Source organism: Bradyrhizobium campsiandrae (assembly GCF_014529705.1).
GTDB lineage: Bacteria > Pseudomonadota > Alphaproteobacteria > Rhizobiales > Xanthobacteraceae > Bradyrhizobium > Bradyrhizobium campsiandrae.
Window position 1 is genome coordinate 95,909 of the sequence record NZ_JAANIH010000002.1, and the last position, 26,073, is coordinate 121,981.

The following is a 26,073-nucleotide window of genomic DNA, read 5'->3' on the forward strand; positions in this document are numbered from 1 at the left end:
TCTGGCACTATTGGCCCTGCACAGCAGGCTTGGGCGGACGCGGTTTGGATTTCGCCTGTTTGGCTCCGGGCTTCGTCGCGGGGCCCGGAGGCGGCGTGTCGACCGATACCAGATAGGCTGCGAGCGCCTTCGCAGTATCCGGGCCCGCCGAATAATGATCTTGGAGGAACCAGGACAGCGTCAGGGTGTAGCGCCCCTTGGCGAGCCCGCGCGGGCTGCGGTGGCAAGTCGCACAGCCGTCGGCAAAAAGCTTCTCGGCCGACTTGCCGGCGTCGAGATTTTGCGCGGAGGCAGGCGGCAGCGTCAGCGCCGCAGCAATGGTGCCAACAATCACCAGAGGCGCGATAACCTCGCGCCCCGGTCGAAAGTGCGATCTCAATGTCGTCCCCTAGCCCATCCTGCGATCACGCCGCCAGCAACCGATCAAACTCCGGCGGCGCGTAGGCCTTCCCGTCCTGATCGGTGATGACCACCCGCCATCCTTCGCTCGCCCAAACCTTCGCCTTCGCCACGATCAGCAACCGGCTCTCGCGGGCAAAACTGTACTTCTCATTGTCGCGTTCTGCGACCATTTTGTAGGCCAATGCGCATCCCCTTGCGTTGCCCCGCCGCCCCTTCTCGTCGTGGCAGCGGGCTTTGGCGGCAATTCGCCGGGAGCGTGGCAATTTGGTGCCGTCCGCAGCCGCCTTGCGCGCCGGCACCGGTTCCAGCCGAGCGACGGGGTTCGATCATGCGCTACATCCAGGATGCGATTCTGCTTGCCGGGAGCTTGTTGGCCGTCATGCCTGCCGCCGGGCAGACTTATGATCCGCGCTATCCGGTCTGCATCGAGGTCTACACCGTCGACGGCAGCACGATAGACTGCGGCTTCACGTCGACGCCGCAATGCGCCGCAACGGCCTCCGGACAGGCGGCCCGGTGCTATGCCAACCCTTATGCGGTGCAGAGCCGCCCGCCGGGCTACGGCCCATCGCCGCCGCGACGGAACCGATAGCGTCCGGAATCCGCTTTAGTGGACGCGGATCACATGCGGCCGACCGAGGTCTATCAAGCCCTGCACGGCCGACAACCGATCGTCCAGGGCCGCGATGGTGAGCAACAGATTGTTGCGGCGTTCGTCCAGCAGGCCCATCTCGGCGCCGGAGAGCTTGGTGCTCGTCCGCTCCTTGTGGATACCTTCGAGGGATTTGCGCAAACCGGCGATCAGGCCGGCCAGTTGCTTGGCCTCTTTGGTCATCGACTTCTTCGCGACATTTTGGCGACGCGACTCCGCCTGGCTCTGTCTCATCTCGTCCTCCCGTAGCCCCGCTGCCCCGAGTGGATGCTTACAGCTTTGAGTAGACATCTTACGATCGATGAAATCTGCTCGCGCAGAACCTTTTTAAATTGTACGCGCACGGAACCCGGGTTCGCCCAAACAAAAAGCCCGGCGCGGAGGCCGGGCTTTTCAGGAATGCTAATGCGACTTCTGGGGGCCGCCGGGTGCACCACCGTGCGGAGCGGCATTGACATGCGGAGCACCGCCACCACCCGGATGCGCCATCGCAGGTGCAGGCGCAGCTGCACGCGGCGCCGGCATCTGCGCATGGGCATTCATCGGCGCACCATGGCTGACGTTCGGCTGAGTCATATGCGGCGTCGCCGGCCGGGCCGCAGGCGCAGCCGATACGCGCGGCGCCTCATGCGGCCGCGCCATCGATTGCGCGCGCGCGGCAGCGCGGGCCGCTGCCGGCTCATGCAGCATGCGCGCCTGCGCATCGCGGGGATTGCGCCCCTGCAAGGCGGTCCGTTCATGCGCGATACGCTCGCCTCGCATCGCGCCTGTGCGGTCGGCCGCCACTGCAGAGTCGCGCTTCGTCATGGCGGCATCGCGGCGTGCCGTCGCAGCCTCACGTCCGGAGATCGCGGCGGCGGCGTTGACATTGCCCTTGCCATGGATGCCTTCGCGTTCCAGGGCCACTGCTGCGTCATGCGTGGCTGCGCGGCCGACGCGAGCGGCGCGCGGATCGATCGTCAGCCTCGTTGCGAAGCGCTCGTGCGAGCTCCAATAATTATTCCAATAGGCGTGGCGGCGATACCAGGGGCGCCCCTCATAGTAGCTCGACCAGTATGAGCTCAGCACGAAGGGAACGACGGGCACGTCAATCTCGTCGACGTAGTCAGGGAGATAGACGTAGTGATTGCGATAGAGATATTCGAGATATTCCGACGACACCCAGCCGCGATCGTCGGAGAAGCTCACGTCACACCAGGCATTGCCGCGCAGGCAGCCATGGATGTTGACGCGGGCACCCTCGGGGATGCGGTCGACCAGCGGAAATCCCGCACCCGGACCGGCACGCAGACCGGTCGAGACGGTGACGATTCCTGGCGCGGCCAGTGCAGCTGACGGGACGAGCAGCAATGCGGCAAGTAAAGCGGTTCTCAGTCTCATGGCGAATTCCTCCTCTGAGGGGCGGAACGCACGAGCGGAATAAAGCGTTCCGCGCGCGGACGTCGCATCAGCCAAAAGATTGAGATGCACACCTTACGCGGAGTTCGATATTCATCCGCCATTCATCGGCGAAGCGCGCGTCAGGTCTGCTGCAACATGAAGCCGTCGAAATATGCTGCGAGCGCAGCAAAATCATCGAGCGGCAGCACCTGCGCAACGTACTGATCCGGGCGCACCACGACCATGCAGCCGGACTTCCGATCGATGCCGCGCATCGTGAAAACGTCGTGGCCGCCCTTGAGGTCCGGGCAGAACATCTTCTCATAGTCGCGCAAGCCGTAACGACCTTTGCGCGGGAGCAACATCGGCGGCATGTCCTCGATCGCGAGTTCGCGATGATCCTGCTGAAACACGGCCCGCAGATCGATCACGCCGTCGATGTCGACGCCCTCCGGCGTATACCGCCGGACCGGCGATTGCCGGGACTCGGCGAGGAAATTGCACAAGGCACGAATGGCCGAGTTTGGCGCCGCGGGATTCTCGGCCGGAGCAAACGCATAGATCCGGAAGCGCCCGTCGGCTTGCGCCGCGTGACCAAGATGCACCGGCTTGGCGTCTCCAAGCCGGATGACGGGGGCGGAATGGAAGCGCTTGCCGATGACGAGGCCTTGCGCGAGATGTTGATGCGAGGCTGCGCCTGTGAGGATCGACGGCGTGTAATGCGTCGCCGTGCCCGCCGTGTAGCGGCCGTGCCTGACGAAATAGTCCTGCGTCTTTGCCGCGTCGGCGCCGCCTGCCTTCGCCGCGGAAGCGAGAATCCCCGCCCACTCGCGATCGAAATCGATCAGCTCCTTGGCCACCGCCTGCCGCTCGGCCGAATAGGAATGCAGCAGGCTCGGCGCGCACTGCTTCCGCAGCACGGCCGCGAGCTTCCAGCCGAGATTGAAGGCGTCCTGCATCGAGACGTTCATGCCCTGGCCCGCCTTCGGGCTATGGGTGTGGCAGGCATCGCCGGCGATGAAGACGCGGGGCGAACGCATCGTGGCCTCGGCTCCCGGCACGTCGTCAAACTTGTCGGTCAGGCGCTGGCCGATCTCGTAGACCGACCACCACGCGATCTCCTTCACCTCGAGCGTATGCGGCTTCAGGATCCGCTGCGCCTTCGCAATCACGTCCTCGGCCGTGATGTTGCGGTTGGCGACGCGCTCGCCGACGTCGAGCTTGGCCAACTCGACATAGATGCGGACCATGTAGCCGCCTTCGCGCGGAATGATGAGAAGGCTGCCGTCCCTGGCCGACTGGATCAGGCTCTTGAAGCGAATGTCCGGGAAATCGGTCACCGCCAGCACGTCCATCACGCCCCAGGCGTGATTGGCGGAATCGCCGTGCAGATCGCGGCCGATCGATTTGCGCACGGTGCTGCGCGCGCCGTCGCAGCCGACGACATAGCGCGCCTTGATGGTCTCGACCTTGCCCTCATCAGCGCCGTCGACGCGTTCGAGGCGCACGGTGACGGCGTGATCGGTGGCACCCGCGGCCGTATCGACCTGGAGGTCGACGAGACGCCGTCCGTAGTAAGGCTCGAGCTTGGCCGGCGATTTGCGCATGACGTCAAGAAAGCCGTCATGGATGCGGGCCTGGTTCAGGATGACGTGCGGGAATTCCGACAGCCCGTCCTCGACGTCCTGCACCCGGCCGCTGCGCACGATCTTCTCGGGCGCTCGCTCATCCGGTTTCCAGAACGTCGTCTCATTGACCCAATAGGCTTCCTTCAACACCCGCTCGCTGAAGCCGAAGGCGTGGAACATCTCCATGGTCCGGCAGGCGATGCCGTCGGCCTGGCCGACCGTGAGCCGGCCCGGCTTCTGTTCGATGATGCAGGTCTTGATGTCGGCGAATTGCGCAAGTTGGGCGGCCAGCGTCAGACCGGCTGGTCCGCAGCCGACGATGAGGACATCGACCTCGTCAGGCACGGCGCCCGCAGCGCCCGGGGCCGGAACGCGCTCGGCGGGATCGGCGATCTCGGGGTCGCCTGGCTGGAATCCATTGAGATGGAATTGCATGAAGCACCTCTCCCGCTGATGTCTTGCTTGATATTGATCAGTATGCTGATCATCAGTATACTTGTCAATCATTGCCGCCGCGCTCGCGTCAAGGAGAATTCGGTGAAGGACAACAACGACATGCCCGGTCATCTGGCGCGCCGATTCCAGCAGATCGCGGTCGCCGTGTTTCTGGCCGAGGTTGGCGAAGCCGGCTTTGACCTCACGCCGGTCCAATACGCAGCGCTTGCGACCATCAAAGCCAATCCCGGACTGGACCAGATCACCCTCGCGGGATTGATCGCCTATGACCGCACCACCATCACAGGTGTTGTCGATCGGCTGGTGCAGAAGGGCCTCGCGGAGCGCCGCGCCTCTCGCCGCGACCGCCGTGCGCGCGAGCTCGTGATCACCGACGAAGGCAGCCGCACGCTGCGCAAGATCACGCCGGCCGTCGAATCCGCGCAAGCGATCATGCTGCGCGGACTCAGTTCCAAGGAAGGTGAGGAGCTGATGCGGCTGCTGCGCAAGGCCATTGCCGCGGGCAACGAGCTCAGCCGGGCCCCCATGCGCGATGCGCAGGCTCAGGATCGGTAGTTTGTCCGTATTTGTCGCAGGTCTGCGAAACCTGGAACTAACCTTCGGCTGCTATCTTCGCTCCAATTTGGCGCTTAACGCGCGATTAACTTTGTGTGTTCGGAGCTTCGATGTTCAGGTTTCTCATTGCGACAGCAGTCATCGCACTGTCCGCCGGCCATGCGCTCGCGAACGGACATGGCGGCGGCGAAGCCCCTCCTCCGCCGAAGCCAGAGGCGACGACCGCGCCCGCAAAGGTGGTCCTGACCAAGCAGGGCCCCAAGCTCGTCGATCTCAAGGGAATGACGCTCTACTACTACGAGCGGGACACCACGGGCAAGACGTCGACCTGCAACGACAAATGCACCCAGAACTGGGTGCCGCTCGCCGCAACAGCCGAAGCCAAGGCGGTCGGCGACTTCACCGTGATCGACCGCGACGACGGCAGCAAGATGTGGGCGTACCGCTATCGCCCGCTCTACACCTCGCCGGCCGACAAGGCGCCGGGCGATGCCAACGGCAACGCCACGACGCTGCAATGGCGCATCGCACGCCCTGAAAATTAGGGCGCGAACGGCGCGCGTGCGTCACCGCTTGGTGCGCCCGCAAGCTTGGCGTGGGCCGCGGCATCGACCGCGGCGTAATTCACCTGCGGATTCCAGTTCAGCGCGGCGTATAGGACGAGGCCGGCCAAAATTGATCCGTAGAAACCGACCGTGGCCCAACGCCATTTGCGCACAATGCGACGGTCGTTCTCGTTCAAATCATCAATGAAATTTTGCATGATGCCTCCAATGGCAACGAGCCATTGAGACATAGCGCGGCCGGCGCGGAGCGGCTGTGAAGCAGTTCACCTTTGCGGCGGGCTGGCTCTCGTTGCATCGTTCAAGCTTCGGTGATGCAGCCGATATGACAGGTCAGGTCCGTTGCCTCACCCGTGCCAGCTCGGCCCGGTCTCGACCTGCGCGCTTTGTCCCGGCGGCAGCACCACGACGGTGGCATTGAGCTTCACCCGATCGAACAGATCGATCACGTCCTCGTTGCGCATCCGGATGCAGCCCGACGAGATCGCCTGCCCGATATATTCCGGCTGGTTGGTGCCGTGGATGCGGTAGAGCGTGTCCTTGTTGCCCACATAGAGATAGATGCCGCGTGCGCCCAGCGGATTGGCGGGACCGCCGGCCACGCGCGCCGGATATGGCCCGAGCCGCGCCTGGATTTCCGCCGTCGGCACCCAGTCCGGCCATTCCGCAAGACGTCCGACGCGCGCAACGCCGGAGAAGGCCATCGCCTCCTCGCCGACCGCGACGCCGTAGCGGATCGCCTTGCCGTCGGGCAGGACGTAATAGAGGTAGCGCGCATCGGTATCGACCAGGATCGTGCCCGGCTGCTCCTTGCGCGGATAGTCGACGATGTGGCGGAGATATTGCTCGGGTATGCTGGCCTGCGCGTAAGGCGTATGCGCCAGCAACTGCCGGTCGCGCGGCGTCATGCTCGCGTCGGTCGACGGCGACAGGGTCGCCTGCATGCAGCCCCCGAGCGGCAGCAAGGCGACAACGAAAGCAGCAATTGAGATTCTTGGCACCGCCGGCCCCCGATGCGGATAGCAGCGCCCCCAGCGCTGCGACATGCTGCCCAAATCGTGCTCAAAACAAGGCAGTACGGAACACGTGCCCGTGTTTGGCCGGCCGGGTTCCATCACCACATCGGGCGGAAGACCGTCGCAGTCTCTCCATCGCCTCGCCTTGCTTTGGTCAAACCCGGCTGGACTCGTGCGCCATCGGCCACTCTGATCAGGCTTGCAATCTGATCAGGCTTGGATGGAGTCATTCAACCGATCGGCTCGCGCCAATGCGGACCACCAACGCTTCAAAGGAGCTGCGATGCTCGCAACGCTGAACAGTCGGCAAATCGTCGATGAGATCGTGAAGGACACGGTCAAGGACAACGATCCGCATGACGCGATCCAGATCTCGCCCGACGTGATCAGGGCGTCGCGCGCGGGCGGCGAGGCGCCAACACTTGCACCGGAATTCACGATCCGGCCCGAGCCGAAATTCGCGCCAGAGCCCAAAGCGACGATTGAGCCGAAGTTCAGCCCTGCATCGGAGCCGCAAGCAGCTGCGCCTCAAGCCGCTGCGCCTTCCGTCGACACCGCTGTGCGCGTGACCGCAAGTGACGATCACATCAGGCCAAAGCGATCGGCCGCCGGCAAGTGGCTGCGCGGCGCGTTCGTCACGTTCCTGTTCGCGGGTGGCAGCGCCGCCGCGACGATCGCCTGGGAGAAGCACGGCGACACGGCAACGCAGATGCTTGCACAATGGACACCGGCCCTGGCGTCGTTGCTGCCCTCGACATCGCAGACCGCACCGGTCGCAGCCGCGCAGGCCGCTCCGTCGGCCGCGCCAGATCAGGCCGCCGATCAGACAGCGCCTCCGCCCGCACCACCTGTTGCTACCGCCCCTGCCCCGGCGCAAGCCGATGCCGCCGCATCGGCGGACTCGATGACGCGCGACATCGCCGCGATGGCGCAGCAGATCGAACAGCTCAAGGCCAGCATCGCCGAGTTGAAGGCCGGCCAGGAGCAGATGGTCCGCGAGATGGCGAAGCCGCCGGCGCAAAAGCCAGTGGCTGAGGCGCGACCGCCGGTCAATCCGTCCGCGCACGTGTCCGCGCTGCCACCGCGCCCTGCGGCGCCGCTGCCGCCACAGACGCGCAAACCGAAACCTGTGGTGTCGCGCACCTACATGCCGGCTTACTCGCCGCCACCGCTCGCACCTCCGCCACCGCCGTCGCAGGCCGCCGCGGTCCCGCCGCCAGCGGCGCCACCGGTTGCATCGACGCAAACCGTTGCCGATGATGACGGGCCCGTCGTGCGCCCGCCGATGCCGGTGCACTAGTTTGCATCAAACCACGACGCAAGCTGTCCGACTCGACGCAATGCGTTGAGTCCGTGCAACTACGGTGGTGCGCCGCTGGGTGCCAAGAGAAAAGGCCGTCGGGATTTATGCCGCCGGCCTTCTCTTGCAGCTGCCGGTTCCCGGAGCCCGGTTCTGCTGCAATTCCATGCCTTATGATCAGGCCGACACGTTTAATAAAATCTTAAAGCCCTTGAACGTTGCACATCATTTCTGCGCCATAAGCACAGAGATTGCGCGCTCCGTTCATTCGATAGATATCGACTCAGTGGTACGATCCAGCATGTTTTGAAGACTTCCGTTGAAGGCTTCGTTCGAGACTTTGGGTCGTCACACCGGGGAATTCGGATGCCTTACTACTCCTTCGATCTCGTTGACGGTGAAGAGTTCAAAAACCAGGGCGGAATCATTCTCGAAGATATCGAGGTGGCTTCCGATCGCGCCGTTCAACTGGCCAGCGAGCTGTCACAGGTGAAGCCTGAGTTGCAGCGCAAGGGTTGCGCGGTGCGCGTGACCGATCGCGATCACAACGAGGTCTATCGCACGCCGCTCGATCCCGTGCCGGCCTGGCAGCGCTAGTCGTTCAAGTCAGGCGCTTCCAAGTCAGGCGCTTCGAACCAGTTCGTCAGCGACAAACCGCCGTCGACGGTGAAGCTTGCGCCGGTGACGTAGCCGGAAAGCTTGTTCGACAGCACGGTGAGCGCGACAGGCACGAGGTCGCTGGCCTCGCCGAGACGCCCGAGCGGAATGTGCCGCGCCAGCGAGGCGTCCGCGACAAATCCGCCGGCTGCGATCGCACCGGGCACCAGCGCGTTGACGCGGATACCGTGACGGCCAAACGTCTTGGCGAGCTCTTTCACCAGCATCGCCAGTGCCGCCTTCGCCGTGGAATAATGCGGCAGATTGCGTGGCGTGCCTGCATGCAGTGACGTGAGAAACAGGAATGAGCCTGACCGTTTCGCCGCGATCAGCCGCTTTGCGAGATCACGCGCCAGATGAAAGCCGGCGTCGAGATTGACGGCATGCATCTCCTGCCAGGTCTTGCGATCGACCGCGAGCGCGTGATCGGCCTCGCGCCGTGGCGGAGATGCGCTGTGCACGAAATGCGTCACCTCGCCCAGCGCGGCATCGGCGGCCGCGAGCAGTTCGTCGCAGGCGTGCAAGCTGGCGAGATCGCCGACCCAGGGCAACGCCAGATCCGGCCGCTTGCTCGCGCCGATGGCAGCCCTCACCCGCTCCGCGCTCACATCGGCGAACAGCGTCGGTACGCCCTCGCCGACCAGGCCCAGCGCGATGGCGCGGCCGATGCCGTTGCCGGCACCGGTGACGAGCGCCCTGTCGCGTTCGGAATCGAACGGCGCGCTGAACAGGCTCATGTCGCTCTCCTGGGCCGGGCACGGGGACTAGGACGCCTCAATCTAACGCACCGCACGAAGGGGCGACAATCGCCCCCGGCGACCATTGCGGAGCGGCGCGCCGGACGTTAGCCTCCCCAGAAAACGAGGAGGACCCAAGGATGCGCTATCCCTTCCTGATGGCAGGCCTGTTGCTGATCGCAGCTCCCGCCCAGGCGGCCGACGACCATACCCGTTCGACCTATGTGACGATGGTCTTGCAGGCCTTTGCCGCCAAGGTCGAATGTCCCGGCACTGACGTCGTCTATCAGGATCTGGTGCAAAGGGCGCAGCAGATGCAGCTTCCCGACGGCACCACCGAGCAGGTGCGCAAGGCCATTGCCTGGATGCACACCGGCGGCAAGATGGGCGAGAAGCAGGCCGACGACATCATGGCGGAGGTTGCGGTCGCAACCCAGATGACCGATCTCGACCAGCGCCGGCTCGGCATGAGCAATTGGTGCGAGAAGCAGAAGACCAGCCTCGCCGGCCTGATCCGCAGCAAGGGCGGCTAGAGCGTTTTCCAGATGTTAAGCCTGCCCCGCCGGAACCCGCGCGGCGGCAAATAATCGTCACAATCATCGCCAGCATGCGGCCTCCTTGAAAGGAGAACCCCATGCGGAATGCCCATCTCATTTTCGCCGGTGCTCTCGCGATCAGCGCTGCGCTGACCGCCCCGGCCATGGCGAGGAACAACGACACTCAGAGGAGCGATGACAAATCGACCTCGCCGTCATCCTGCAGCGCCTATCAGCAGGGCCCAGACGGCTCGTGGGAGCCGCTGCCCTGCAAGGAAACCGGAGAGCGTGCACAGCCGCAGACGCAGCGCCGGGCTTCCACCCAGGGAGCCGATCACGAGGAGCGCTAGATTGTCTGCCGGTGCGTCTTAGCTATGGGCGGGCCCGCGCATCATCTTCATGGCGTCGGCGATGTGGCGCCACTCCTTGGCCTCTTCATCATCGCCACGGCCTTCGCAGGCCTGGGCTTGCTCGGCGGCCTTCGCAATTGCAGCGAAACCATGCTGTTCCAGCATCTGCCGGGCGACGGTGTGAACCTGGACCTCGGACATCATGGGCGCCTCTCCCTGACTGGCGATTCCGCGGGGCCTCGCTCGCGCCGCCACGCGGGTCTCCGACAACGATGAAGGCGCGGCTCCTGTTCCGCACATCGCCGATCACACGCGCAAAACAAAGGCGGCCCGCTATGCCCAGCGGACCGCCTTCACCCACCCCAAAGTCCTCGGCCGCGTCCCCTACGCGACCGCCGCCTTTTTGCGCTCGAAATCGTTGGGCACCTCGATATCGACCTCCAGGGTCGAGACCTCGTCGCCGCGCTCGAGCCGTACGATCACCTTGGTCGGATCCAGCGTCACATGCTTGGACACGACGGCGAGAATTTCCTCACGCAGCACGCCGAGCAGGTCGGGCTGGCCGCGCATTCCGCGTTCATGGGCGAGCAGGATCTGCAGCCGTTCGCGAGCGACGGGTGCAGAGGCCTTGTTGCCGCGGAGAAGCCGGAGCAGACCCATGCTCATGCAGCCCTCCGTCGCAGCAGGCGATCCATGAAGCCCTTGCGCTCGGCCGGCACCTGCATCGGTACGGTCTCGCCGCACAGCCGCCGCGCCGCGTCGGTATAGGCACGCGCGGGTGCACCGTCGGCATTCGACAGCGTCACCGGTGTGCCGACATTGGAGGCACGCAGCACGTCCTGGCTCTCGGGGATGATGCCGAGCAGGGGTGTTGCGAGGATTTCCAGGATGTCGTCGATCGTCAGCATCTCGCCGCGCGCGGCGCGGGAGGGATCGTAGCGGGTGATGAGAATGTGCTTCTCGACCCGCTCGCCCTTCTCGGCCCGCACGGTCTTGGAATCGAGCATGCCGATGATGCGATCGGAATCGCGCACCGAGGAGACTTCCGGATTGGTCACGATCACGGCTTCGTCGGCAAAGCGCATCGCCATCGAGGCGCCCCGCTCGATGCCGGCCGGGCTGTCGCAGATCACCCAGTCGAACCGGCTGCGCAAATCGGCGATGACCTTGCCCACGCCCTCCTCCGTCAGCGCGTCCTTGTCGCGGGTTTGCGAGGCCGGCAGCAGCCACAGATTTTCCAGCCGCTTGTCCTTGATCAGGGCCTGCGGGAGTTTCGCGACGCCCTGCACCACGTTGATGAGGTCGAACACGACGCGGCGTTCGGCGCCCATGACGAGGTCGAGGTTGCGCAAGCCCACGTCGAAATCGACCACGACGACCTTGTCGCCGCGTTGCGCCAGCGCAGCCCCCAGCGCGGCAGTCGTCGTCGTCTTGCCGACGCCTCCCTTGCCTGATGTCACGACCAGTACCTTGGCCATCTCAAATATCTCCTTCTGGTCAGTTCAGCGCGGTAATTCGCATGGTGTTGCCCTGCAGCCAGGCCTGGGCAGGCCGGCCGCGAAGAGCGGCATCGATATCGTCGGCGGTCTGATAAAACCCATCAATTGCAAGCAGTTCGGCCTCGATCTTCTGGCAATAGATGCGCGCGCTGGTGTGACCGTTCACGCCGGCCATGGCGCGGCCGCGCAGCGCGCCGTAGATATGGATGGAGCCGCCGGCGACGACCTCGGCGCCGGAGCCGACCGAGCCCAGGATGGTGACGTCGCCCTCGGGGAAGATCACGGTCTGCCCGGAGCGAACGGGGGCCTCGAGCAGCAGCGAGGTCGGCCTGGGCTCCGTCTTGGCCTCCGGCTTCTTCGGAGCGGTCGGCTCGATCACGCAGCTCCGTCCGCCCGACAGCAGTGGCGGCATCATCGGCGTCAGCCTGCCCTCGTCCACGCCCTCGATGCCGAGCACCCGGATGTTGCGGTCCTGCAGGCTGGTGAGCAGATGGCCGATACCGGCCTGGCTGAGGTCGACCGAGGACAGATCGATCACCACGGGACGGCCCGCAAAGAAGCCTGGCGACCGCGCGATGGTGGCGTCGATCTCCTGGAGCCAGTCCTGGATCGGGACCGTCGGCACGAACACGAAAGCCACGTAGGAGCGCCCGCGCAGGCGCACCATTTGGCGTTGGACTTTTGCTGCAGCCTCCATAGCGGCCGACTCGTTCCCTGTTATTGAATGGTTAACGATGCGGCGGATATGGTTAACGGCCGGTTAATTTCTCCGTGGGGTTACGTGGGTTTGGATGGCTCCGCCCCGGGGTTTTGCTCCCGCCCCGTCATCCTGAGGTGCGAGGCGCGCGATGCGCAGCATCGCGCGCGGAGCCTCGAAGGATGGACGGCCGAGATGCAGCCGGGCCGTCGCCCTTCGAGGCTCGCCGAAGAGGCGAGCACCTCAGGGTGACGGGAGCGGCAATGGAGCGCGTTGCTCTGACCCAGTCATTGCGAGCGGCGAGATCCCCCCTACTTCTTCACCTTGCTCGCATCCATCTTGATGGCGGGGTCCAGCATCTTCGTCGTGAACGCCGTGGTCACGTCGAACGGCTTCTCCATGCCGAGATAGGTCTGGACCAGCTCATAGTCCTTCTTCATCCGCTCGCCGTCGATCCAGCCGAGACTCTTGGTCGTCGTGAACTCGTCCGTCATCAGGAACTTGATGCGCTCCCATTGGCGCTCCTGGTTCTCCTTGTCCAGGCCCGAGACCTGATCGAGCAGCGCCTTCAGGCAGGGCGTGACATCGGCGACGCAGGCCGCGAATGCCTTTTGCGTCACGCGCACGAAGTCCTCGACGAGCTTCGGATTCTTCTGCAGATACGCGCCGTTGACGATCAGCGAGTTGCCGTAAGGGTTGAGGCCGATGTCCTTCCAGTTGACATAGCCGAGGTCCGGCCCGAACTCGATCACCTTCAGATCGTGCTCGTTGTAGAAGTCGCTGATGATGTCGACGGTGTGGCTCTTCAGCGCGGCGATCTTCGCGGTTGGCCCGATATTGACGAAGCTGACAGAGTCAGGCGCAAGCCCCGCGGCCTTGGCAAAGGCCGGCCACATCACGCGCGAGGCGTCGCCCGGCGGGTTGCCGATCTTGTGGCCGGCGAAGTCCTTCACGCCGTTCACGCCATAGCTCTTCAGCCAGTAGAACGTCTGGCCGGTGTTGGCGTAGACGCTCATCACCGCGACCGCATCGGCGCCCTTGCTCCTGGCCACCAGCATGGTGGCGAGATCGGCGACGCCGAAGGGCGAGCCGCCGGAGCCGACCTTGGCGGCGGAGACACCGGAGCCCTTGCCGGTTTCGATGGTGAGGTCGATGCCGGCCTTCTCATACCAGCCTTGCGCCTTGGCGTAATAATAGGGCGAGTGATCGGCCGTCGGGGTCCAGTTCAGGATCAGATTGACCGCCTCGCCCGCGCTCGCCGGCAACGCCGGCAATCCGAGCATCAGGGTTACGATCGCAGCCTGCAAACGCTTCATCGTATTCTCCTCATTGCCGCGACCCGGCTTGTCGCTCTCCCCATGTGAGGCTACCAATGCAACAAGCCCGCCCTCAACTTGTCAACTGTTTGGTTGGAAATGGCCGCAAAACGATCTGGCGACACCGTGCCGCAGCGCCGCGACCCCGTCGCCACGCGCAAGAAACTGCTCACCGCGGCGCGGCTGGAATTCGCCCGGCACGGCTTTGCGGGTGCTCGCGTCGACGAGATCGCCGAGCGCGCCGGCGTCAACAAGCAGCTGGTCTACCACTATTTCGGCGACAAGGACGCGCTCTACCTCGCCGTGCTCGAATGGGTCTATGAGGATATCCGCGAGCAGGAGCGCAAGCTCAACCTCGAGGGACTACCGCCGGACAAGGCGATCCGCCGGCTGATCGAGGCTTCGTTCGACCATCTGGCCGCAAACCCTGATTTTATCGTGCTCCTGAACGACGAAAACCGGGGCGGCGCCCGGCATGTCCGCGGCTCGACGCGGCTGGAGGCGATGCATTCGCCGCTGGTGAAAAGCGTCTCCCACATCCTCCATGAAGGCGTCCGTGCCGGCCTGTTCCGCAAGGGGATCGACCCGGTCCAGCTCTACATCTCCATCGCGGGCCTCAGCTATTTCTTCTTCTCCAACACCCCGACGCTGTCGGCGATCTTCGGCAAGGACCTGTCGAGCCGCACCGCCCGCCGTGCCCGCCGCCGCCACGTTGCCGATCTCGTGCTCCAGTCGCTTCGGCCATAATCAACCAACTGGTTGAAACTTGCGCCAAGGCCGGTTAGGCTCTCGTGGCGGCAGTGAGGCCGGCAGCAGGGAGCAGACGGTGGCAGATGGCGGAGCAAGGCCTACGCGCAGCTTTGCGATCGTCCTGATCGTGCACCTCGTCGTGATCGTGCTCTGGCAGGTCGCGGTCGACGCCTTCCACGTGCCGAAATTCATCCTGCCCTCGCCGCTTGCGACAGTGCAGACGCTGGGAACGGCCGGTTACGCCTGGGGTGCCAACACGTTGGTGACGGCGATCGAAATCCTCGGCGGCTTTGCGCTCGGCGCTTTCGTCGGCGTCGCGCTCGCGGTGATCTTCAGCTGGGCTCCCCTCGTCAGCCTCGTCCTGCTGCCGCTGTTCGTGACCTTGAACATGATCCCGAAGGTCGCGCTCGGCCCGCTCTTCATCGTCTGGTTCTCTTACGGCATCCTGCCGAACATCCTGATCGCCTTCAGCATCTGCTTCTTTCCGATCCTGCTCACCACCGCGCGGGGCCTGCGCGAGGTCGAGCCTGACCTGCTCGACCTCGTCAAATCGCTGCGCGGCTCGCGCTGGACCCTGTTCCGCAAGATCCAGCTGCCGGGATCGCTGCCTTACGTCTTCTCCGGCATGAAGGTTGGCGCCATCCTCGCCGTCGCCGGCGCCATCGTCGGCGAGTTCATCGCCTCCGAGCGCGGGCTCGGCTACCTCATGATCCAGGTGCAGTCCTCGCTCGACACGCCCGCGATGGTGATGGCGGTCGTGCTGCTGACCCTGCTCGGCGTCGCTCTCTACGGCCTGGTTCTCGGCCTCGAACGCATGTTCGTCGTCGGTGATGCCAGGCAGAATTAACGAAGGACCACCTCATGCTCCTCACCCGCCAGACGCTGCCGAAGACGATCCCCGACATCGCAACCCTTGACGATATCCTTTGCCGCCCGACCCAGGCGCTGATCGATGATCTCGAAAAGGTCGAAGGCGACATCATGATCCTCGGGGTCGCCGGCAAGATGGGCCCGACGCTGGCAGGGCTGGCCAAGGCCGCCGCCCCCGATCGCCGCGTCATCGGCGTTGCCCGCTTCAGCGACGCCAGCGTCAAGGATTGGCTGCATGCGCGCGGTGTCGAGACCATCAATTGCGACCTGCTGGACGCGGCCGCGATCGATGCGCTGCCGAAGGCGCCGAACATCATCTTCATGGCCGGGCGCAAATTCGGTGCCGAGGGCGACCTGTCACTGACTTGGGCGATGAACGCGCATGTGCCGGCGCTGGTCGCGCAGGCCTTCCCGTCGTCGCGGATCGTGGCGTTCTCGACCGGCTGCGTCTATCCGTTCGTGCCGGTCGACGGCAAAGGCTCGACGGAGGAGATGGCACCGAACCCGCCCGGCGAATACGCCCAGTCCTGCGTCGGCCGAGAGCGGATGTTCGAGTATTTTTCGCGCAAATATGCGACGCCGGGCCGGCTGTTCCGGCTCAATTACGCGATCGACATGCGCTACGGCGTGCTGCACGACATCGCCACGAAGGTGCTCAGCGGCACGCCGATCGACGTCAGCCTCGGCCACGTCAACTTCATCTGGCAGGGCGATGCCTCCGCGCAGGCGCTGCGCTGCCTCGCCCATTGCACAGCGCCGACCTCGCCGATCAATGTCAGCGGCCACGAGATCCTGGCGGTGCGCGATCTCGCGCAAAGATTCGGCGCCCGCTTCGGCCGCGCGCCGGTGCTGACGGGCAAGGAAGAGCCGACCGCCTGGCTCACCGACACGTCGAACGCCGTAAAACTGTTCGGCCTGCCGCTGGTGGACACCGAGCAGCTGATCGCCTGGACGGCCGACTGGGTGTCCCGCGCCATGCCGAGCCTCGGCAAGCCGACCAAATACGAGGTCCGCGATGGCCGCTACTGACGGTCCGCCCGTCCTCAAGCTCGGCGTCGAAGATGCGATGGCCGGGCTCGTGCTCTCGACGGAGGCGCATTGGAACCAGACCGAAGAGGACTGGCGCGTCTTCCTGCGCGACGGCGTCGTCTTCGGCGTTCGCACCGGCGTGATGCTGGTCGCAACAGCCGCGCTGCTGCCCTACTCCGGCAACAATGCCTGGATCAGCATGGTGCTGGTGACGGCAAGCCATCGCCGTCGGGGCCTTGCCACCTGTCTCGTCGATGCCTGCCTGGAAACCGCGCGCAGAAACGGCCTGACCTGCTGGCTCGACGCGACGCCGGATGGCGCTGCCGTGTACGGCCCGCTCGGCTTCACGCCGACGCTGCAATTGCGGCGGCTGAAGCTGGCCAGCCCGACCACGGCCCCCGCGCCGGCACCACCGGCCGCAACGCTCGACACCCTTCGTGCCCGCGACCGGCGGGCCACCGGTTTTGACCGCACTGCCCTGCTGACCGCCTTTGCGCAACGTTCCGGTTCGCGCATCGTCGCAACGCGCGGCGCGATCGCGCTGATCCGCGACGGGCGGACCGCGCGCCATATCGGCCCGTTGTTCGCCGACAACGCCGCGGAAGCGCTGGCGCTCGTCCATGCCATCGTGCAATCGGAAACCGTACCACTGTTGCTCGACGCGGTCGCGCCGCAAGCGGCGTTCCTGGAAGGGTTGACCGCTTCGGGCTGGACCATCGAGCGGCCATTCCAGCGCATGCGGTTCGGTCCAGCCACATCGGCTGGCCAGGAAATGCCATTCGCCGTCGCCGGCCCCGAATTCGGATAGGACATCATGCACCACAGCCAGATCAACAGCGAAATCCGCAAGCTGATTGCCGAGGGCACCGTGCTGCCGGCCCACCCGCTGGCGCTCACTGCCGAGCGGCGGCTCGACAAGACGCATCAGCGCGCACTGACGCGCTATTACATCGATGCCGGCGCCGGCGGCCTTGCCGTCGGCGTCCACACCACGCAATTCGCGATCCGCGATGTCGGCCTCTACAAGCCGGTGCTGGAGCTGGCCGCCGAGACCGCCGCCAGTTGGACCAAACGCCCATTGGCGATGGTTGCGGGCCTCGCCGGCCCGACCCGGCAGGCCGTGACCGAAGCCCGCACCGCGCGCGACATCGGCTATCACGCAGGCCTGCTCAGCCTCGCCGCGATGAGAAACGCCTCCGAAGATGAAATCATCGCACATTGCACGGCGGTCGCCGCTGAAATCCCGCTGGTCGGCTTCTACCTCCAGCCGGCCGTCGGTGGCGTCATCCTGTCGAGCCGCTTCTGGCAGCGCTTTGCCTCGATCGACAATGTCATCGCCATCAAGATCGCGCCGTTCAACCGCTATCGCACGCTCGACGTGCTGCGCGGCGTCGCCGCAGCGGGTGCGCTCGACCGCGTCGCGCTCTACACCGGCAATGACGATCACATCCTGCTCGACCTGGTGCTGCCCTTCGATCTGCGCGACAAGGGCATCACCACGCGCACCTATTTCAAGGGCGGCCTGCTCGGCCACTGGTCGGTGTGGACGGCGAGCGCCATCGAGCAATTCGAGCGTTGCAAACAGGCGCGGCACCAGGACAGCGTACCGGCCGATCTGCTCGCGCTCGATGCCCGTGTCACCGACTGCAACAGCGCCTTCTTCGACGTCGCCAACAATTTTCACGGCTGCATCGCCGGCTGCCACGAGGTGCTGCGGCGCCAGGGCCTGATGCGGGGCCTGTGGTGCCTCGATCCGAACGAGGGCCTCAGCCCCGGTCAGATCGAGGAGATCGACCGCGTCACGCGCGAGCACGCCGACCTCAGCGACGATGCCTTCGTCGCGGCGCATTTGAGCAAATGGCTGGCATGAGTTCAAAACCCTTCATCAGCCTGCAAGGCGTCCGGAAGGTCTACCGAGGCGGCGGCGCCGAATTTCTGGCGGTGTCCGACGTGACGATGGACGTGCAGGAAGGGGAGCTGGTGTCGCTGGTCGGCCCGTCCGGCTGCGGCAAGACCACCGTGATGAAGATCCTGGCCGGTCTGCACGATGCCGACGGCGGCACGGTGAGGATCGGCAACGCCGACAGCCCGTTCGATCCGACCCGCGACATCGGCATGGTGTTCCAGCAGGCGCTGCTGCTGAAATGGCGCACCATCCTGGACAACGTGCTGCTGCCGGCCGAGATCGTCGGCCTGCCGATGAAGGCTGCGCGCGAGCGGGCACGCGACCTGCTCAACCTCGTCGGTCTCTCGGGCTATGAGCAGAAATATCCGCAACAGCTCTCCGGCGGCATGCAGCAGCGCACCGCGATCGCGCGCGCCTTCATCCACGATCCGAAACTGATCCTGATGGACGAGCCGTTCGGCGCGCTGGACGCGCTGACGCGCGAGCAGATGAATTTGGAGATGCTGCGGATCTGGCGCGAGAGCGGCAAGACCATCATCTTCGTCACGCATTCGATCCAGGAGGCCGTGTTCCTATCCTCGCACTGCGCCGTCCTGACCGCGGGGCCTGCGAAGATGGCCGACTACTTCCCGATCGAATTGCCCTTCCCGCGCGACCTGCCGCTGAAGACCACGGATGCGTTCGGCGCCTATGCGCGGCGGATTTACGCGCGGCTTGGGTTGGGCGCGGCCTAGCCGCCGCGCCCTCCCTCGTCATCAGCTCTTGTTGCGCATCTTGCCGAGCAGATAATTGTCGTAGAAATTCTCCGCGATCTGCGTATAGAACAAGAGCTCCTTCATATACGCGTCGTGGCTTTCCTTGGTGCGCTTGAACAGATCGCTCTTGGCCGCGAGCTCGTTGAGATGCTCCTGGGTCGCGTTGTAGCAGGCCTCCATCACTGGTTGCGGGAACGCCTTCAGCTCCGCGCCGCCTGCGATCAGCCGCTTCAAGGCCGCCGGATTCACGCTGTCGTATTTTTCGAGCATCCAGGCTCCCGCTGCGGATGCGGCCTGGTTGACCACTGCCTGATAGTGCTTCGGCAAGCTCGCCCACTTCTCGTCATTGACGATCATGTGCAGCATGGCCCCGCCTTCCCACCAGCCGGGGAAGTAGTAGTACTTTGCGACCTTCTGGAAGCCGAGCTTCTCGTCGTCATAGGGACCGACGAATTCGACCGCGTCGATCGAGCCCTTCTCCAGCGCGGCGTAAATATCGCCACCCGCGATCTGCTGCGGGACGACGCCGAGTCGCGCCAGCACGTGGCCGCCCATGCCTGCGATGCGGAATTTGAGGCCCTTGAGATCGTCGACCGTCTTGATCTCCTTGCGGAACCAGCCGCCCATCTGGGTACCGGAATTGCCGCAGAGAATGGCGTGGGCCTTGAACGGCTTCAGCGCCTCGTTGGCGAGATCGGCGCCACCACCAAAGTACCACCAGGATTCCTGGTGACGATGATTCATGCCGAACGGCGCGCCGGTGGCGTAGGCCAGCGCGGGCTCCTTGCCGATGTAGAAATAGAGCGGCGTCTGCGCCATCTCGACCGAGGCGACGCTGACGGCATCGAGCGCCTGCAGGCCCGGGACCAGCTCGCCGGCGGCAAAGGTCTGGATCTGGAATTTGTTGTCGGTGGCATCCGCAACATATTTCGCAAAGGTTTGCGCCGTGCCGTAGATGGTATCGAGCGACTTCGGGAAGCTCGAGGTCAGGCGCCATTTGATCTCGGGCGCGCTCTGCGCGATCGCGGGGGCCGCCACCAGCGTCGTGGCGCCGGCGACCGCACCACCCCTCAGGAATGTACGGCGTTTCATGATGGGCTCTCTCCCTTGATGTCGGGCTTGAAGCGGATGGTGCAAGCCACGGTTCTCGCGAACCGTTTGCCCGTTCCGGCCATGCAGTTCAAGTCATGCTAAAGGAGGGGCGATCAGCCAGAACCCGGCTAAAGCAGCTTTGCACTCACGAACAGCGCGCGCACGGCGTTGGTGGCCTGGACCGCAAGCATGGCATTGCCGGCAGCCCCCTCCAGCGCGTGGATGGCATCCTCATGCAGCGAGCGGAATTCCATCCACTCGACCGATTTGAAGTTGGTGAGGAATTGATAGGCCTGGCCGACGGTCGCGATCGCCAGCGTGTCGCCGTTCAGCTTGATCTTGAACGTCGTGCGCAGCGGGGTCTCGGAGCTCTGTGGATCACTCATGGGCTGCTTCTGGACGACAACGGCTTAACGAAGGGAAAACGGCAGCCCCGCCGCGGCAATTCACGTCGCGTTTCAGGAATCGGTGCTGGCGCCGGCGCGCTGCGAGGCCGTCGCCGCTTCGCCCAGGCTTCGCACCACGACCAGGCGGTTGAACTCGCCATTGTCGTAGGCCTTGAGGAAGCGATCATAGTCCTTGATCGAGACGCAGCCGTTGGAATCGCCGCGCGGCCCGAGCATGTAGGTGTGGGTGAGCAGACCGACGCGGCCGAGCGCGCTGGTGCCATCCGTCGGCGTCATGCGCAGGGCCCGGACACCGTGGAACAGTTTTTCGCGCGGCTTGAGGTCGTAGACCGCAGGCGGGGTGGCGCCCACCATGCGCTGGTCGACATGGTCAGGGTCGTCCATCAGCGCGCCCATGCCCGAATGCGCCTCGATCGCGACGCCGCTCGGCAGGTAAAGCGCCTTGGCCTTGATGTCATAGACCGCCGTCTTCGAATCGTAACCGAGCGCGGCGAGGTCAGGTGCTCTGCCGAGCAGGCCATCGCCCGGGGTCAGCGAGGCCAGCCTGATCTTGTCGGTGAACTTCTCGAAGAAATTGCGGTTGTCGACCCGGGGATTGGCGTCGGCATAGGCCTGGCTGGAGGCGATCTGTGCGCTGAAGTCCGCCTGCACCGGCCGCGAGCGCGGCATCGGGACGGCGTCGGCGCGCAGCGAGGGCCTCGGTGCCCCTTCGGTTGCGGGCTGGTCGTTGTCGGTCAGGGTCGAACGCCAGTCGTCGCCCTGGAGCTTTTGGGCGAGCATCGCCTTGGCGTCGCGCAATTTGAGCTGGACGGCATTCAGAGCCGAGCGCTCCATCGTCCGCAGGCCGAGCTCGCGCGCAGGCGGGTTACTCGACAGCGAGGCAAAACGGTCTTCGAACGACGGCACATTGGCCGGCGGCAGCGCCGCGGTGACCAGCGCTGTGGAGTCGCCGATGTCGGCGACCCACGCCGCGGCGCCGAGCGCCAGCGCGATGGCGGCCATAGACAGCAGTATCGTCTCGGCTCGCCCAAGACGGCGGCGCGACAACAGCCTCTCGGCGCTTGCGCGGTCGGAAACCATCAGATCCCCAAATCGACCCCCGGGGGACCCAACCCCCACCCGGAGACTCTATACCAGCTACCACATTGGGAGCCAAAAGTTAGGCATAATCGCGGCCGGAAAACCCTCCTGAGGTATCCTATGACCGATCCTTTCGATCTAGAGCGCTTCCTTAAAGCCCAGGAGCCGGTTTTTCGCGACGTTTTGGGGGAGCTGGCCCGGGGCCGGAAGCAGACTCACTGGATGTGGTTCGTCTTCCCCCAGATCGCCGGACTCGGCTTCAGCGCCATGTCCCGGCGCTATGCCATCGGCTCGCGGGCGGAGGCCGAGGCCTATCTTGCCCATCCCATTCTCGGCCCGCGCCTGATCGAATGCACCCGCCTCGTGCTCGCCGTCGAGGGGCGGACCATCCACGCCATTCTCGGCGCGCCCGATGATGCCAAATTCCGCTCGTCGATGACGCTGTTCGAGGCCGTGTCCAACGAGGCGGTTTTCAGCGAAGCGCTGGCCCGGTATTTCGCCGGCGCGCCTGATGGCGCGACGCTCGAAATTCTCGCCTCCCTCGATCAACAGGCCAGCTGACTGCGACATCGGCAGCCGTCAGCGTAAACCCGAGATTAACAGGCACCCCCTATTTCTTACGGAGAATTGTCTTTCTCTCCCCGCGCCAATTGCCGGACAGATCATGAAAATCGGTACGTTGCTGACCGCCGCCATCGTCTCACTCTCGACCGTCGGCGGCGGCCTCGCCGTCTACGTCGCCGTGACCAAATACCAAACGATCGAGCGTGTCACCGAGGCGCAGGGCCGGCTCGCGATCGTCCGCGCCGTCAGCGACATTCCGCGCTATCTCAATCCCGAACGCGGCTTCTCCACCAACATCCTCTACGGGCCCGCGACCATCGACCTCGCGCAGCTTGCCGAGCAGGACAAGCTGCGCAAGCAGACCGACCTAGCCCGCGACAAGATGAATGCGGTGCGCAAGGAGCTGCCCGGCGCGTTCGACGACGGGACGAGCATCGGCAGCAACATCGACGGCATCAATGCGAAGTTCACCGGCTTGCGCGAGGCCATCGACAAGGCCATCGCCGGGCCCGCGGAGATGCGCAAGGACGCAGCCAAGAAGATCGTCGCCGACAACGCCGTGCTCAACGCCGGCGTCACCGCGCTGCTCAACGAGCAGGTCCGCCGCATGGCGATCCTCAACGGCGACGCCTACCGGCAGGCTAGCTATGCCAACATCGCGATGACGCTGCGTGACGTCGGCGGTCTCAATGCCAGCGTCCACAAGAACCTCGTCGGCAGCAAGAAGGTCGCGAACGACGCCGAAAAATCCGACATCGCCCGCATGCAGGGACGCAACGACCAGATCGTGATGTCGCTGATCGAATTGCGCGGCAATCCCGCGACCCCCGCCAACGTCGGTGCCGCGCTCGACATACTGAATGCGGGCTACGTCGAGGAATTCGGCCGGGAGCTCAAGCTGGTGAAGGACGGTGCCGCCAGCGGCAAATACGAGCACGACGTCGAGACCTACTACGCAGCCTCGCAGCGCGGCCTCGGCACGATCATCGGCGTCCGTGACGCCTTTTACGACAACGCCGAGCAGATCCTCGCCGGCGCCTCCAGCGCCGCGCGCACCAGCTTCACGATCGCGCTTGCAGGCCTCCTCGCCGTGCTGATCGCCAGCGCCGGCCTCATCGTGATGGTCCGCCGCCGTGTCTGCGCCCCGATCGTCAGCCTGACGATGCGGATGTCGCGACTCGCCGACGGCGACGTGGCCGAGGACATCCCCGGCGCCGAGCGCTCCGACGAGATCGGAGCGATGGCCGCAGCCGTCCAGGTCTTCAAGGACAACATGATCCGCGCCGACCGGCTCGCGGCGGAGAAGCAGGCCGAGAGCGACGGCAAGATGCGCCGCGCCCAGGCGCTGGACGAACTGACCCGGGCCTTCGAGGCCAAGGTCACCGAGCTCGTCGGCGGCCTGTCGCAGGCCTCCTCCGCCATGGAAAGCACGGCACAGTCGATGACCTCGACAGCGGCCCGGACCAACAGCCAGGCCGCGGTCGTTGCCGCCGCCTCCGAACAGACCTCGACCAACGTTCAGACCGTTGCCAGTGCCACGGAAGAGCTGACCTCCTCGATCGCCGAGATCGGCCGCCAGGTCGCGCAGAGCACCGAGATCGCGGCCCGCGCCGTCGACAACGCCCGCCGCACCGGCGACACTGCGCGCGCGCTCGCCGAAGGCGCGCAGAAGATCGGCGACGTCGTCACGCTGATCCAGAGCATTGCCGAGCAGACCAATCTCCTCGCCCTGAACGCGACCATCGAGGCCGCCCGCGCCGGCGATGCCGGCCGCGGCTTTGCCGTGGTCGCCTCCGAGGTGAAATCGCTGGCCGGCCAGACCGCCAAGGCCACCACCGAAATCTCCGAGCAGATTACGGCGATCCAGACCGCGAGCGACGAGACCGTGGCCGCGATCCGCAACGTCGCCGACGTAATCGCCGAGATCGACCAGATCGGCACCGCGATCGCCGCGGCGATCGAGGAACAGGGCTCGGCCACCAAGGAGATCGCCCGCAGCGTTCAGGAAGCCGCCCGCGGCACCCAGGAGGTCAACAGCAACATCTCGGGCGTGCAGCGCGCCGCCGACGACACCGGCGCGGCTGCAAGGGAAGTGCTCGGCGCGGCCGAGCAGCTCTCGACGCAGTCGCGCGACCTCGCCGGCCAGTTCGACCGCTTCCTCGGCGAAGTCAGGGCGGCTTAAAGCGAGCCGGCGACGTCCGCGGCTCTTGCGATCATTCGCCTGCGCCCGATCTCGATGAAGGGCATTTCGACGAAACGCCACATCAACCAGGCAGCCGGCGTCGTCATCAGCAGTCCCGCCAGAAACAGCAGGGACGCCCGAACGACCGGCAACTGCTGGAACGGCACCAGACGGCCCACGATCCCAAGCCCGATCGTGTGCAGAAGGTAGAAACTGTACGATATGCGCCCGTAGAACCTGACGATATCGAGATCGAAAGGCCGGAGCACGGCAAGCTTGCGGGGACCGAAGGCTGCCAGGCCAACAAGCAGCGACGCGCACAGCGTCTCGAACGCGATGGTGACCGCGGTCTGCTTCCGAACCGCGACAATGACCATCACGACGAAGGCGACGCAGGCGATCACCGGCGCCCGCGATGATTGCGACGCACCGCTCAGCGTGGTTGCGCCCGATTGCAGCAGCAAGCCAACGACGAAAGCATAGAGCGGAGCAAGATTGGTGAACCCGCCGAGCAGGTGAACATAGGGCCCCCAGAACGAGAGCGCGACGAGAAAGGCGACCAGAATCCACACCGGCAACGTTCCGTGCCGTTTCAGCAGAGCGCAGGACGTCAGGATCACCGGAACCGCGACGCACTCCACGGTCAGCGACCACATCACGCCGTTGATGTCGCTCTTAATGAGAAGCGCATTGAGCACCACGTTGAGAGGATCGAATGACGGCTCGAAACCGACATAGAAACCGAAGCTTCGATGCGCCAATGTCAGCAACAGCACAGTTGCGATTGCCGCCGGCAGCAGCCTGAACACGCGGTGACGCACGAAGGTGACGGGGTCAGGATCGCGATCCAGAGATCGCGCGAGAAGAAAACCGCTGAGCACGAAGAAGACGACGACCGGCGCCATCCCGGTTGCAGTCATCTCCCAGGACTGCATGCAGGCGTGGAACGCGAGCACTGATACGGCCGCATACCCACGCATCGCTTCAAGTCGCGGCAGAAACGCAGAATCCCGATACACACCCATCGCGCGGAACGATTAGCCCAGCGGATCGCTGAGGGCAACCGGGCCCTGCGCCGCGAACGTCCTAATACGGCGGCGCCTTGCGCGCCCGCTGCGCCTTCGCGGCCTCGATCCACCACGTCAGATCGTCCGCGAAGCGCGGGAATGACCGTTCCAGCGCCTTGCCGCCCTCACCGATCGGCTCGCTCTCGGCTGACAGTGTCTGGGCGATCGGCCCGACGCCAATGGTGCTCGAGATCACCACCATGCCCATCTCCGACAGCGTGCCGTGCCAGGCGGTCGAAGCGCGCGCGCCGGACAGGCGGCCGGCGGAATAGCTCACGATCGCGGCCGGCCGCCAGAACCATTCCTCCAGGAAATGGTCGGTGAGGTTCTTCAAGCCCGGCTGAATGCCCCAATTATATTCCCCGGTGACGAAGACGAAGCCGTCGGCGCCGCGGATCTGGCCAGCCAGTTTCTCCAGCGCCTCGGGCGCGGTGCCCGCGGGATATTCCTTGTACATGCGATCGAGCATCGGCAGGCCGATCGCCTTGGCGTCGATGAATTCGACCTCCTCGCCGCGGCTGCGCAGCCGATCGATGACGAAATTCGCAAGGCGGATGCCCATGCGGTCGGAACGATAGGAACCGTAAAACACCAGGATGCGATTGCTCATGGCCGCAGACTAGCACG

33 protein-coding genes are annotated in these 26,073 nt (G+C 65.0%); 15 read left to right on the forward strand and 18 right to left on the reverse strand.

Annotation, left to right across the window (positions count from 1 at the left end; genetic code table 11):
• Positions 1-7: 7 nt before the first annotated feature.
• Both G8O24_RS01815 and G8O24_RS01820 read right to left on the reverse strand, forming a co-directional pair.
• Entirely contained in the window at positions 8-334 is a 327-nt protein-coding gene (locus tag G8O24_RS01815; RefSeq protein WP_376708110.1) for a hypothetical protein, read from the reverse strand.
• A 70-nt stretch (positions 335-404) separates the two neighbouring features.
• A complete protein-coding gene (locus tag G8O24_RS01820) occupies positions 405-584 on the reverse strand; it encodes a hypothetical protein (RefSeq protein WP_188096184.1) in 180 nt (59 codons plus the stop codon).
• 146 nt (positions 585-730) lie between these two features.
• Here G8O24_RS01820 and G8O24_RS01825 point away from each other — a divergent pair, with 146 nt between their 5' ends.
• Positions 731-994, forward strand: a complete 264-nt coding sequence (locus G8O24_RS01825) for a DUF3551 domain-containing protein (RefSeq protein ID WP_188095916.1) — start codon at positions 731-733, stop codon at positions 992-994.
• A gap of 15 nt (positions 995-1,009) precedes the next feature.
• Here G8O24_RS01825 and G8O24_RS01830 read toward each other — a convergent pair whose 3' ends face one another.
• The 3 genes from G8O24_RS01830 to G8O24_RS01840 form a co-directional block, all read right to left on the reverse strand.
• A complete protein-coding gene (locus G8O24_RS01830; RefSeq protein WP_188095918.1) occupies positions 1,010-1,288 on the reverse strand; it encodes a hypothetical protein in 279 nt (92 codons plus the stop codon).
• Between the two features lie 168 nt (positions 1,289-1,456).
• A complete protein-coding gene (locus tag G8O24_RS01835) occupies positions 1,457-2,434 on the reverse strand; it encodes an SH3 domain-containing protein (protein ID WP_188095920.1) in 978 nt (325 codons plus the stop codon).
• A 140-nt stretch (positions 2,435-2,574) separates the two neighbouring features.
• Positions 2,575-4,497: an FAD-binding monooxygenase gene (locus G8O24_RS01840; RefSeq protein WP_188095922.1), complete on the reverse strand. Its 1,923-nt coding sequence runs from the start codon at positions 4,495-4,497 to the stop codon at positions 2,575-2,577.
• Between the two features lie 102 nt (positions 4,498-4,599).
• Between G8O24_RS01840 and G8O24_RS01845 the strand changes: the two genes are divergently transcribed.
• Together G8O24_RS01845 and G8O24_RS01850 are read left to right on the forward strand one after the other, a co-directional pair.
• A complete protein-coding gene (locus G8O24_RS01845; RefSeq protein ID WP_188095924.1) occupies positions 4,600-5,073 on the forward strand; it encodes a MarR family winged helix-turn-helix transcriptional regulator in 474 nt (157 codons plus the stop codon).
• Positions 5,074-5,183: 110 nt separating this feature from the next.
• The gene (locus G8O24_RS01850) at positions 5,184-5,618 is read left to right on the forward strand and encodes a COG4315 family predicted lipoprotein (RefSeq protein ID WP_188095926.1); all 435 of its coding nucleotides are present in this window, start codon (positions 5,184-5,186) and stop codon (positions 5,616-5,618) included.
• On the opposite strand, the gene G8O24_RS01855 is transcribed toward G8O24_RS01850, so the two are convergent.
• Together G8O24_RS01855 and G8O24_RS01860 are read right to left on the reverse strand one after the other, a co-directional pair.
• Positions 5,615-5,836, reverse strand: coding sequence for a hypothetical protein (locus G8O24_RS01855; RefSeq protein WP_188095928.1), 222 nt, complete (start codon positions 5,834-5,836; stop codon positions 5,615-5,617). The genes G8O24_RS01850 and G8O24_RS01855 overlap by 4 nt on opposite strands.
• A 147-nt stretch (positions 5,837-5,983) precedes the next feature.
• Positions 5,984-6,580: a L,D-transpeptidase gene (locus tag G8O24_RS01860; protein WP_188095930.1), complete on the reverse strand. Its 597-nt coding sequence runs from the start codon at positions 6,578-6,580 to the stop codon at positions 5,984-5,986.
• Between the two features lie 355 nt (positions 6,581-6,935).
• On the opposite strand from G8O24_RS01860, the gene G8O24_RS01865 reads away from it, so the two are divergent.
• Together G8O24_RS01865 and G8O24_RS01870 are read left to right on the forward strand one after the other, a co-directional pair.
• Positions 6,936-7,952, forward strand: a complete 1,017-nt coding sequence (locus tag G8O24_RS01865; protein WP_188095932.1) for a hypothetical protein — start codon at positions 6,936-6,938, stop codon at positions 7,950-7,952.
• A 366-nt stretch (positions 7,953-8,318) separates the two neighbouring features.
• Positions 8,319-8,549, forward strand: a complete 231-nt coding sequence (locus G8O24_RS01870; protein ID WP_188095934.1) for a DUF6894 family protein — start codon at positions 8,319-8,321, stop codon at positions 8,547-8,549.
• Here the strand turns inward: G8O24_RS01870 and G8O24_RS01875 are convergent.
• Positions 8,546-9,346: an SDR family NAD(P)-dependent oxidoreductase gene (locus G8O24_RS01875; protein WP_188095935.1), complete on the reverse strand. Its 801-nt coding sequence runs from the start codon at positions 9,344-9,346 to the stop codon at positions 8,546-8,548. The two genes, G8O24_RS01870 and G8O24_RS01875, sit on opposite strands and share 4 nt — an antisense overlap.
• A 140-nt stretch (positions 9,347-9,486) precedes the next feature.
• Here G8O24_RS01875 and G8O24_RS01880 point away from each other — a divergent pair, with 140 nt between their 5' ends.
• Both G8O24_RS01880 and G8O24_RS01885 read left to right on the forward strand, forming a co-directional pair.
• Positions 9,487-9,879 carry a hypothetical protein gene (locus G8O24_RS01880; RefSeq protein ID WP_188095937.1) on the forward strand — a complete coding sequence of 131 codons (393 nt, stop codon included), beginning with the start codon at positions 9,487-9,489 and terminating at the stop codon, positions 9,877-9,879.
• 101 nt (positions 9,880-9,980) lie between these two features.
• On the forward strand, positions 9,981-10,232 hold the full coding sequence (locus tag G8O24_RS01885; protein ID WP_188095939.1) for a hypothetical protein: 252 nt from the start codon (positions 9,981-9,983) through the stop codon (positions 10,230-10,232).
• 18 nt (positions 10,233-10,250) lie between these two features.
• Here the strand turns inward: G8O24_RS01885 and G8O24_RS01890 are convergent, their stop codons facing one another.
• From G8O24_RS01890 to G8O24_RS01910, 5 genes are all read right to left on the reverse strand, one after another.
• Positions 10,251-10,436: a hypothetical protein gene (locus tag G8O24_RS01890; protein ID WP_188095941.1), complete on the reverse strand. Its 186-nt coding sequence runs from the start codon at positions 10,434-10,436 to the stop codon at positions 10,251-10,253.
• Between the two features lie 180 nt (positions 10,437-10,616).
• Positions 10,617-10,898 carry a cell division topological specificity factor MinE gene (minE, locus tag G8O24_RS01895; RefSeq protein ID WP_028136732.1) on the reverse strand — a complete coding sequence of 94 codons (282 nt, stop codon included), beginning with the start codon at positions 10,896-10,898 and terminating at the stop codon, positions 10,617-10,619.
• Positions 10,895-11,710, reverse strand: coding sequence for a septum site-determining protein MinD (minD, locus tag G8O24_RS01900; protein ID WP_188095944.1), 816 nt, complete (start codon positions 11,708-11,710; stop codon positions 10,895-10,897). Before minD ends, minE begins: the two co-directional genes overlap by 4 nt.
• A gap of 19 nt (positions 11,711-11,729) precedes the next feature.
• The gene (gene minC / locus G8O24_RS01905) at positions 11,730-12,428 is read right to left on the reverse strand and encodes a septum site-determining protein MinC (RefSeq protein WP_188095946.1); all 699 of its coding nucleotides are present in this window, start codon (positions 12,426-12,428) and stop codon (positions 11,730-11,732) included.
• A 311-nt stretch (positions 12,429-12,739) separates the two neighbouring features.
• Positions 12,740-13,744 carry an ABC transporter substrate-binding protein gene (locus G8O24_RS01910; protein ID WP_188095948.1) on the reverse strand — a complete coding sequence of 335 codons (1,005 nt, stop codon included), beginning with the start codon at positions 13,742-13,744 and terminating at the stop codon, positions 12,740-12,742.
• Between the two features lie 99 nt (positions 13,745-13,843).
• Here G8O24_RS01910 and G8O24_RS01915 point away from each other — a divergent pair, with 99 nt between their 5' ends.
• From G8O24_RS01915 to G8O24_RS01940, 6 genes are all read left to right on the forward strand, one after another.
• Positions 13,844-14,491 carry a TetR/AcrR family transcriptional regulator gene (locus G8O24_RS01915; RefSeq protein ID WP_188095949.1) on the forward strand — a complete coding sequence of 216 codons (648 nt, stop codon included), beginning with the start codon at positions 13,844-13,846 and terminating at the stop codon, positions 14,489-14,491.
• A gap of 79 nt (positions 14,492-14,570) precedes the next feature.
• Entirely contained in the window at positions 14,571-15,341 is a 771-nt protein-coding gene (locus G8O24_RS01920; RefSeq protein WP_188095951.1) for an ABC transporter permease, read from the forward strand.
• Between the two features lie 14 nt (positions 15,342-15,355).
• Positions 15,356-16,393, forward strand: coding sequence for an NAD-dependent epimerase/dehydratase family protein (locus tag G8O24_RS01925; RefSeq protein ID WP_188095953.1), 1,038 nt, complete (start codon positions 15,356-15,358; stop codon positions 16,391-16,393).
• The gene (locus G8O24_RS01930; RefSeq protein ID WP_188095955.1) at positions 16,380-17,201 is read left to right on the forward strand and encodes a GNAT family N-acetyltransferase; all 822 of its coding nucleotides are present in this window, start codon (positions 16,380-16,382) and stop codon (positions 17,199-17,201) included. The genes G8O24_RS01925 and G8O24_RS01930 overlap by 14 nt, the downstream gene beginning before the upstream one ends.
• 6 nt (positions 17,202-17,207) lie before the next feature.
• A complete protein-coding gene (locus G8O24_RS01935; RefSeq protein WP_188095957.1) occupies positions 17,208-18,263 on the forward strand; it encodes a dihydrodipicolinate synthase family protein in 1,056 nt (351 codons plus the stop codon).
• Positions 18,251-19,033, forward strand: coding sequence for an ABC transporter ATP-binding protein (locus tag G8O24_RS01940; RefSeq protein WP_188095959.1), 783 nt, complete (start codon positions 18,251-18,253; stop codon positions 19,031-19,033). The genes G8O24_RS01935 and G8O24_RS01940 overlap by 13 nt, the downstream gene beginning before the upstream one ends.
• A 21-nt stretch (positions 19,034-19,054) precedes the next feature.
• Here the strand turns inward: G8O24_RS01940 and G8O24_RS01945 are convergent, their stop codons facing one another.
• From G8O24_RS01945 to G8O24_RS01955, 3 genes are all read right to left on the reverse strand, one after another.
• Complete coding sequence (locus tag G8O24_RS01945) at positions 19,055-20,146, reverse strand: TRAP transporter substrate-binding protein (protein WP_188095960.1); 1,092 nt, start codon at positions 20,144-20,146, stop codon at positions 19,055-19,057.
• 128 nt (positions 20,147-20,274) lie between these two features.
• The gene (locus G8O24_RS01950) at positions 20,275-20,532 is read right to left on the reverse strand and encodes a hypothetical protein (protein WP_188095962.1); all 258 of its coding nucleotides are present in this window, start codon (positions 20,530-20,532) and stop codon (positions 20,275-20,277) included.
• A gap of 72 nt (positions 20,533-20,604) precedes the next feature.
• The gene (locus G8O24_RS01955; RefSeq protein ID WP_244645700.1) at positions 20,605-21,564 is read right to left on the reverse strand and encodes a DUF2778 domain-containing protein; all 960 of its coding nucleotides are present in this window, start codon (positions 21,562-21,564) and stop codon (positions 20,605-20,607) included.
• 189 nt (positions 21,565-21,753) lie between these two features.
• On the opposite strand from G8O24_RS01955, the gene G8O24_RS01960 reads away from it, so the two are divergent.
• Both G8O24_RS01960 and G8O24_RS01965 read left to right on the forward strand, forming a co-directional pair.
• The gene (locus G8O24_RS01960) at positions 21,754-22,194 is read left to right on the forward strand and encodes a DUF1810 domain-containing protein (RefSeq protein WP_188095966.1); all 441 of its coding nucleotides are present in this window, start codon (positions 21,754-21,756) and stop codon (positions 22,192-22,194) included.
• Between the two features lie 103 nt (positions 22,195-22,297).
• Positions 22,298-24,379 (forward strand): methyl-accepting chemotaxis protein, encoded by a 2,082-nt coding sequence (locus tag G8O24_RS01965; protein WP_188095967.1) that lies wholly within the window; start codon positions 22,298-22,300, stop codon positions 24,377-24,379.
• On the opposite strand, the gene G8O24_RS01970 is transcribed toward G8O24_RS01965, so the two are convergent.
• Entirely contained in the window at positions 24,376-25,359 is a 984-nt protein-coding gene (locus G8O24_RS01970; protein WP_188095969.1) for an acyltransferase family protein, read from the reverse strand. The genes G8O24_RS01965 and G8O24_RS01970 overlap by 4 nt on opposite strands.
• 106 nt (positions 25,360-25,465) lie before the next feature.
• Positions 25,466-26,056, reverse strand: a complete 591-nt coding sequence (locus G8O24_RS01975; RefSeq protein WP_188095971.1) for an NADPH-dependent FMN reductase — start codon at positions 26,054-26,056, stop codon at positions 25,466-25,468.
• Positions 26,057-26,073 lie beyond the last annotated feature (17 nt).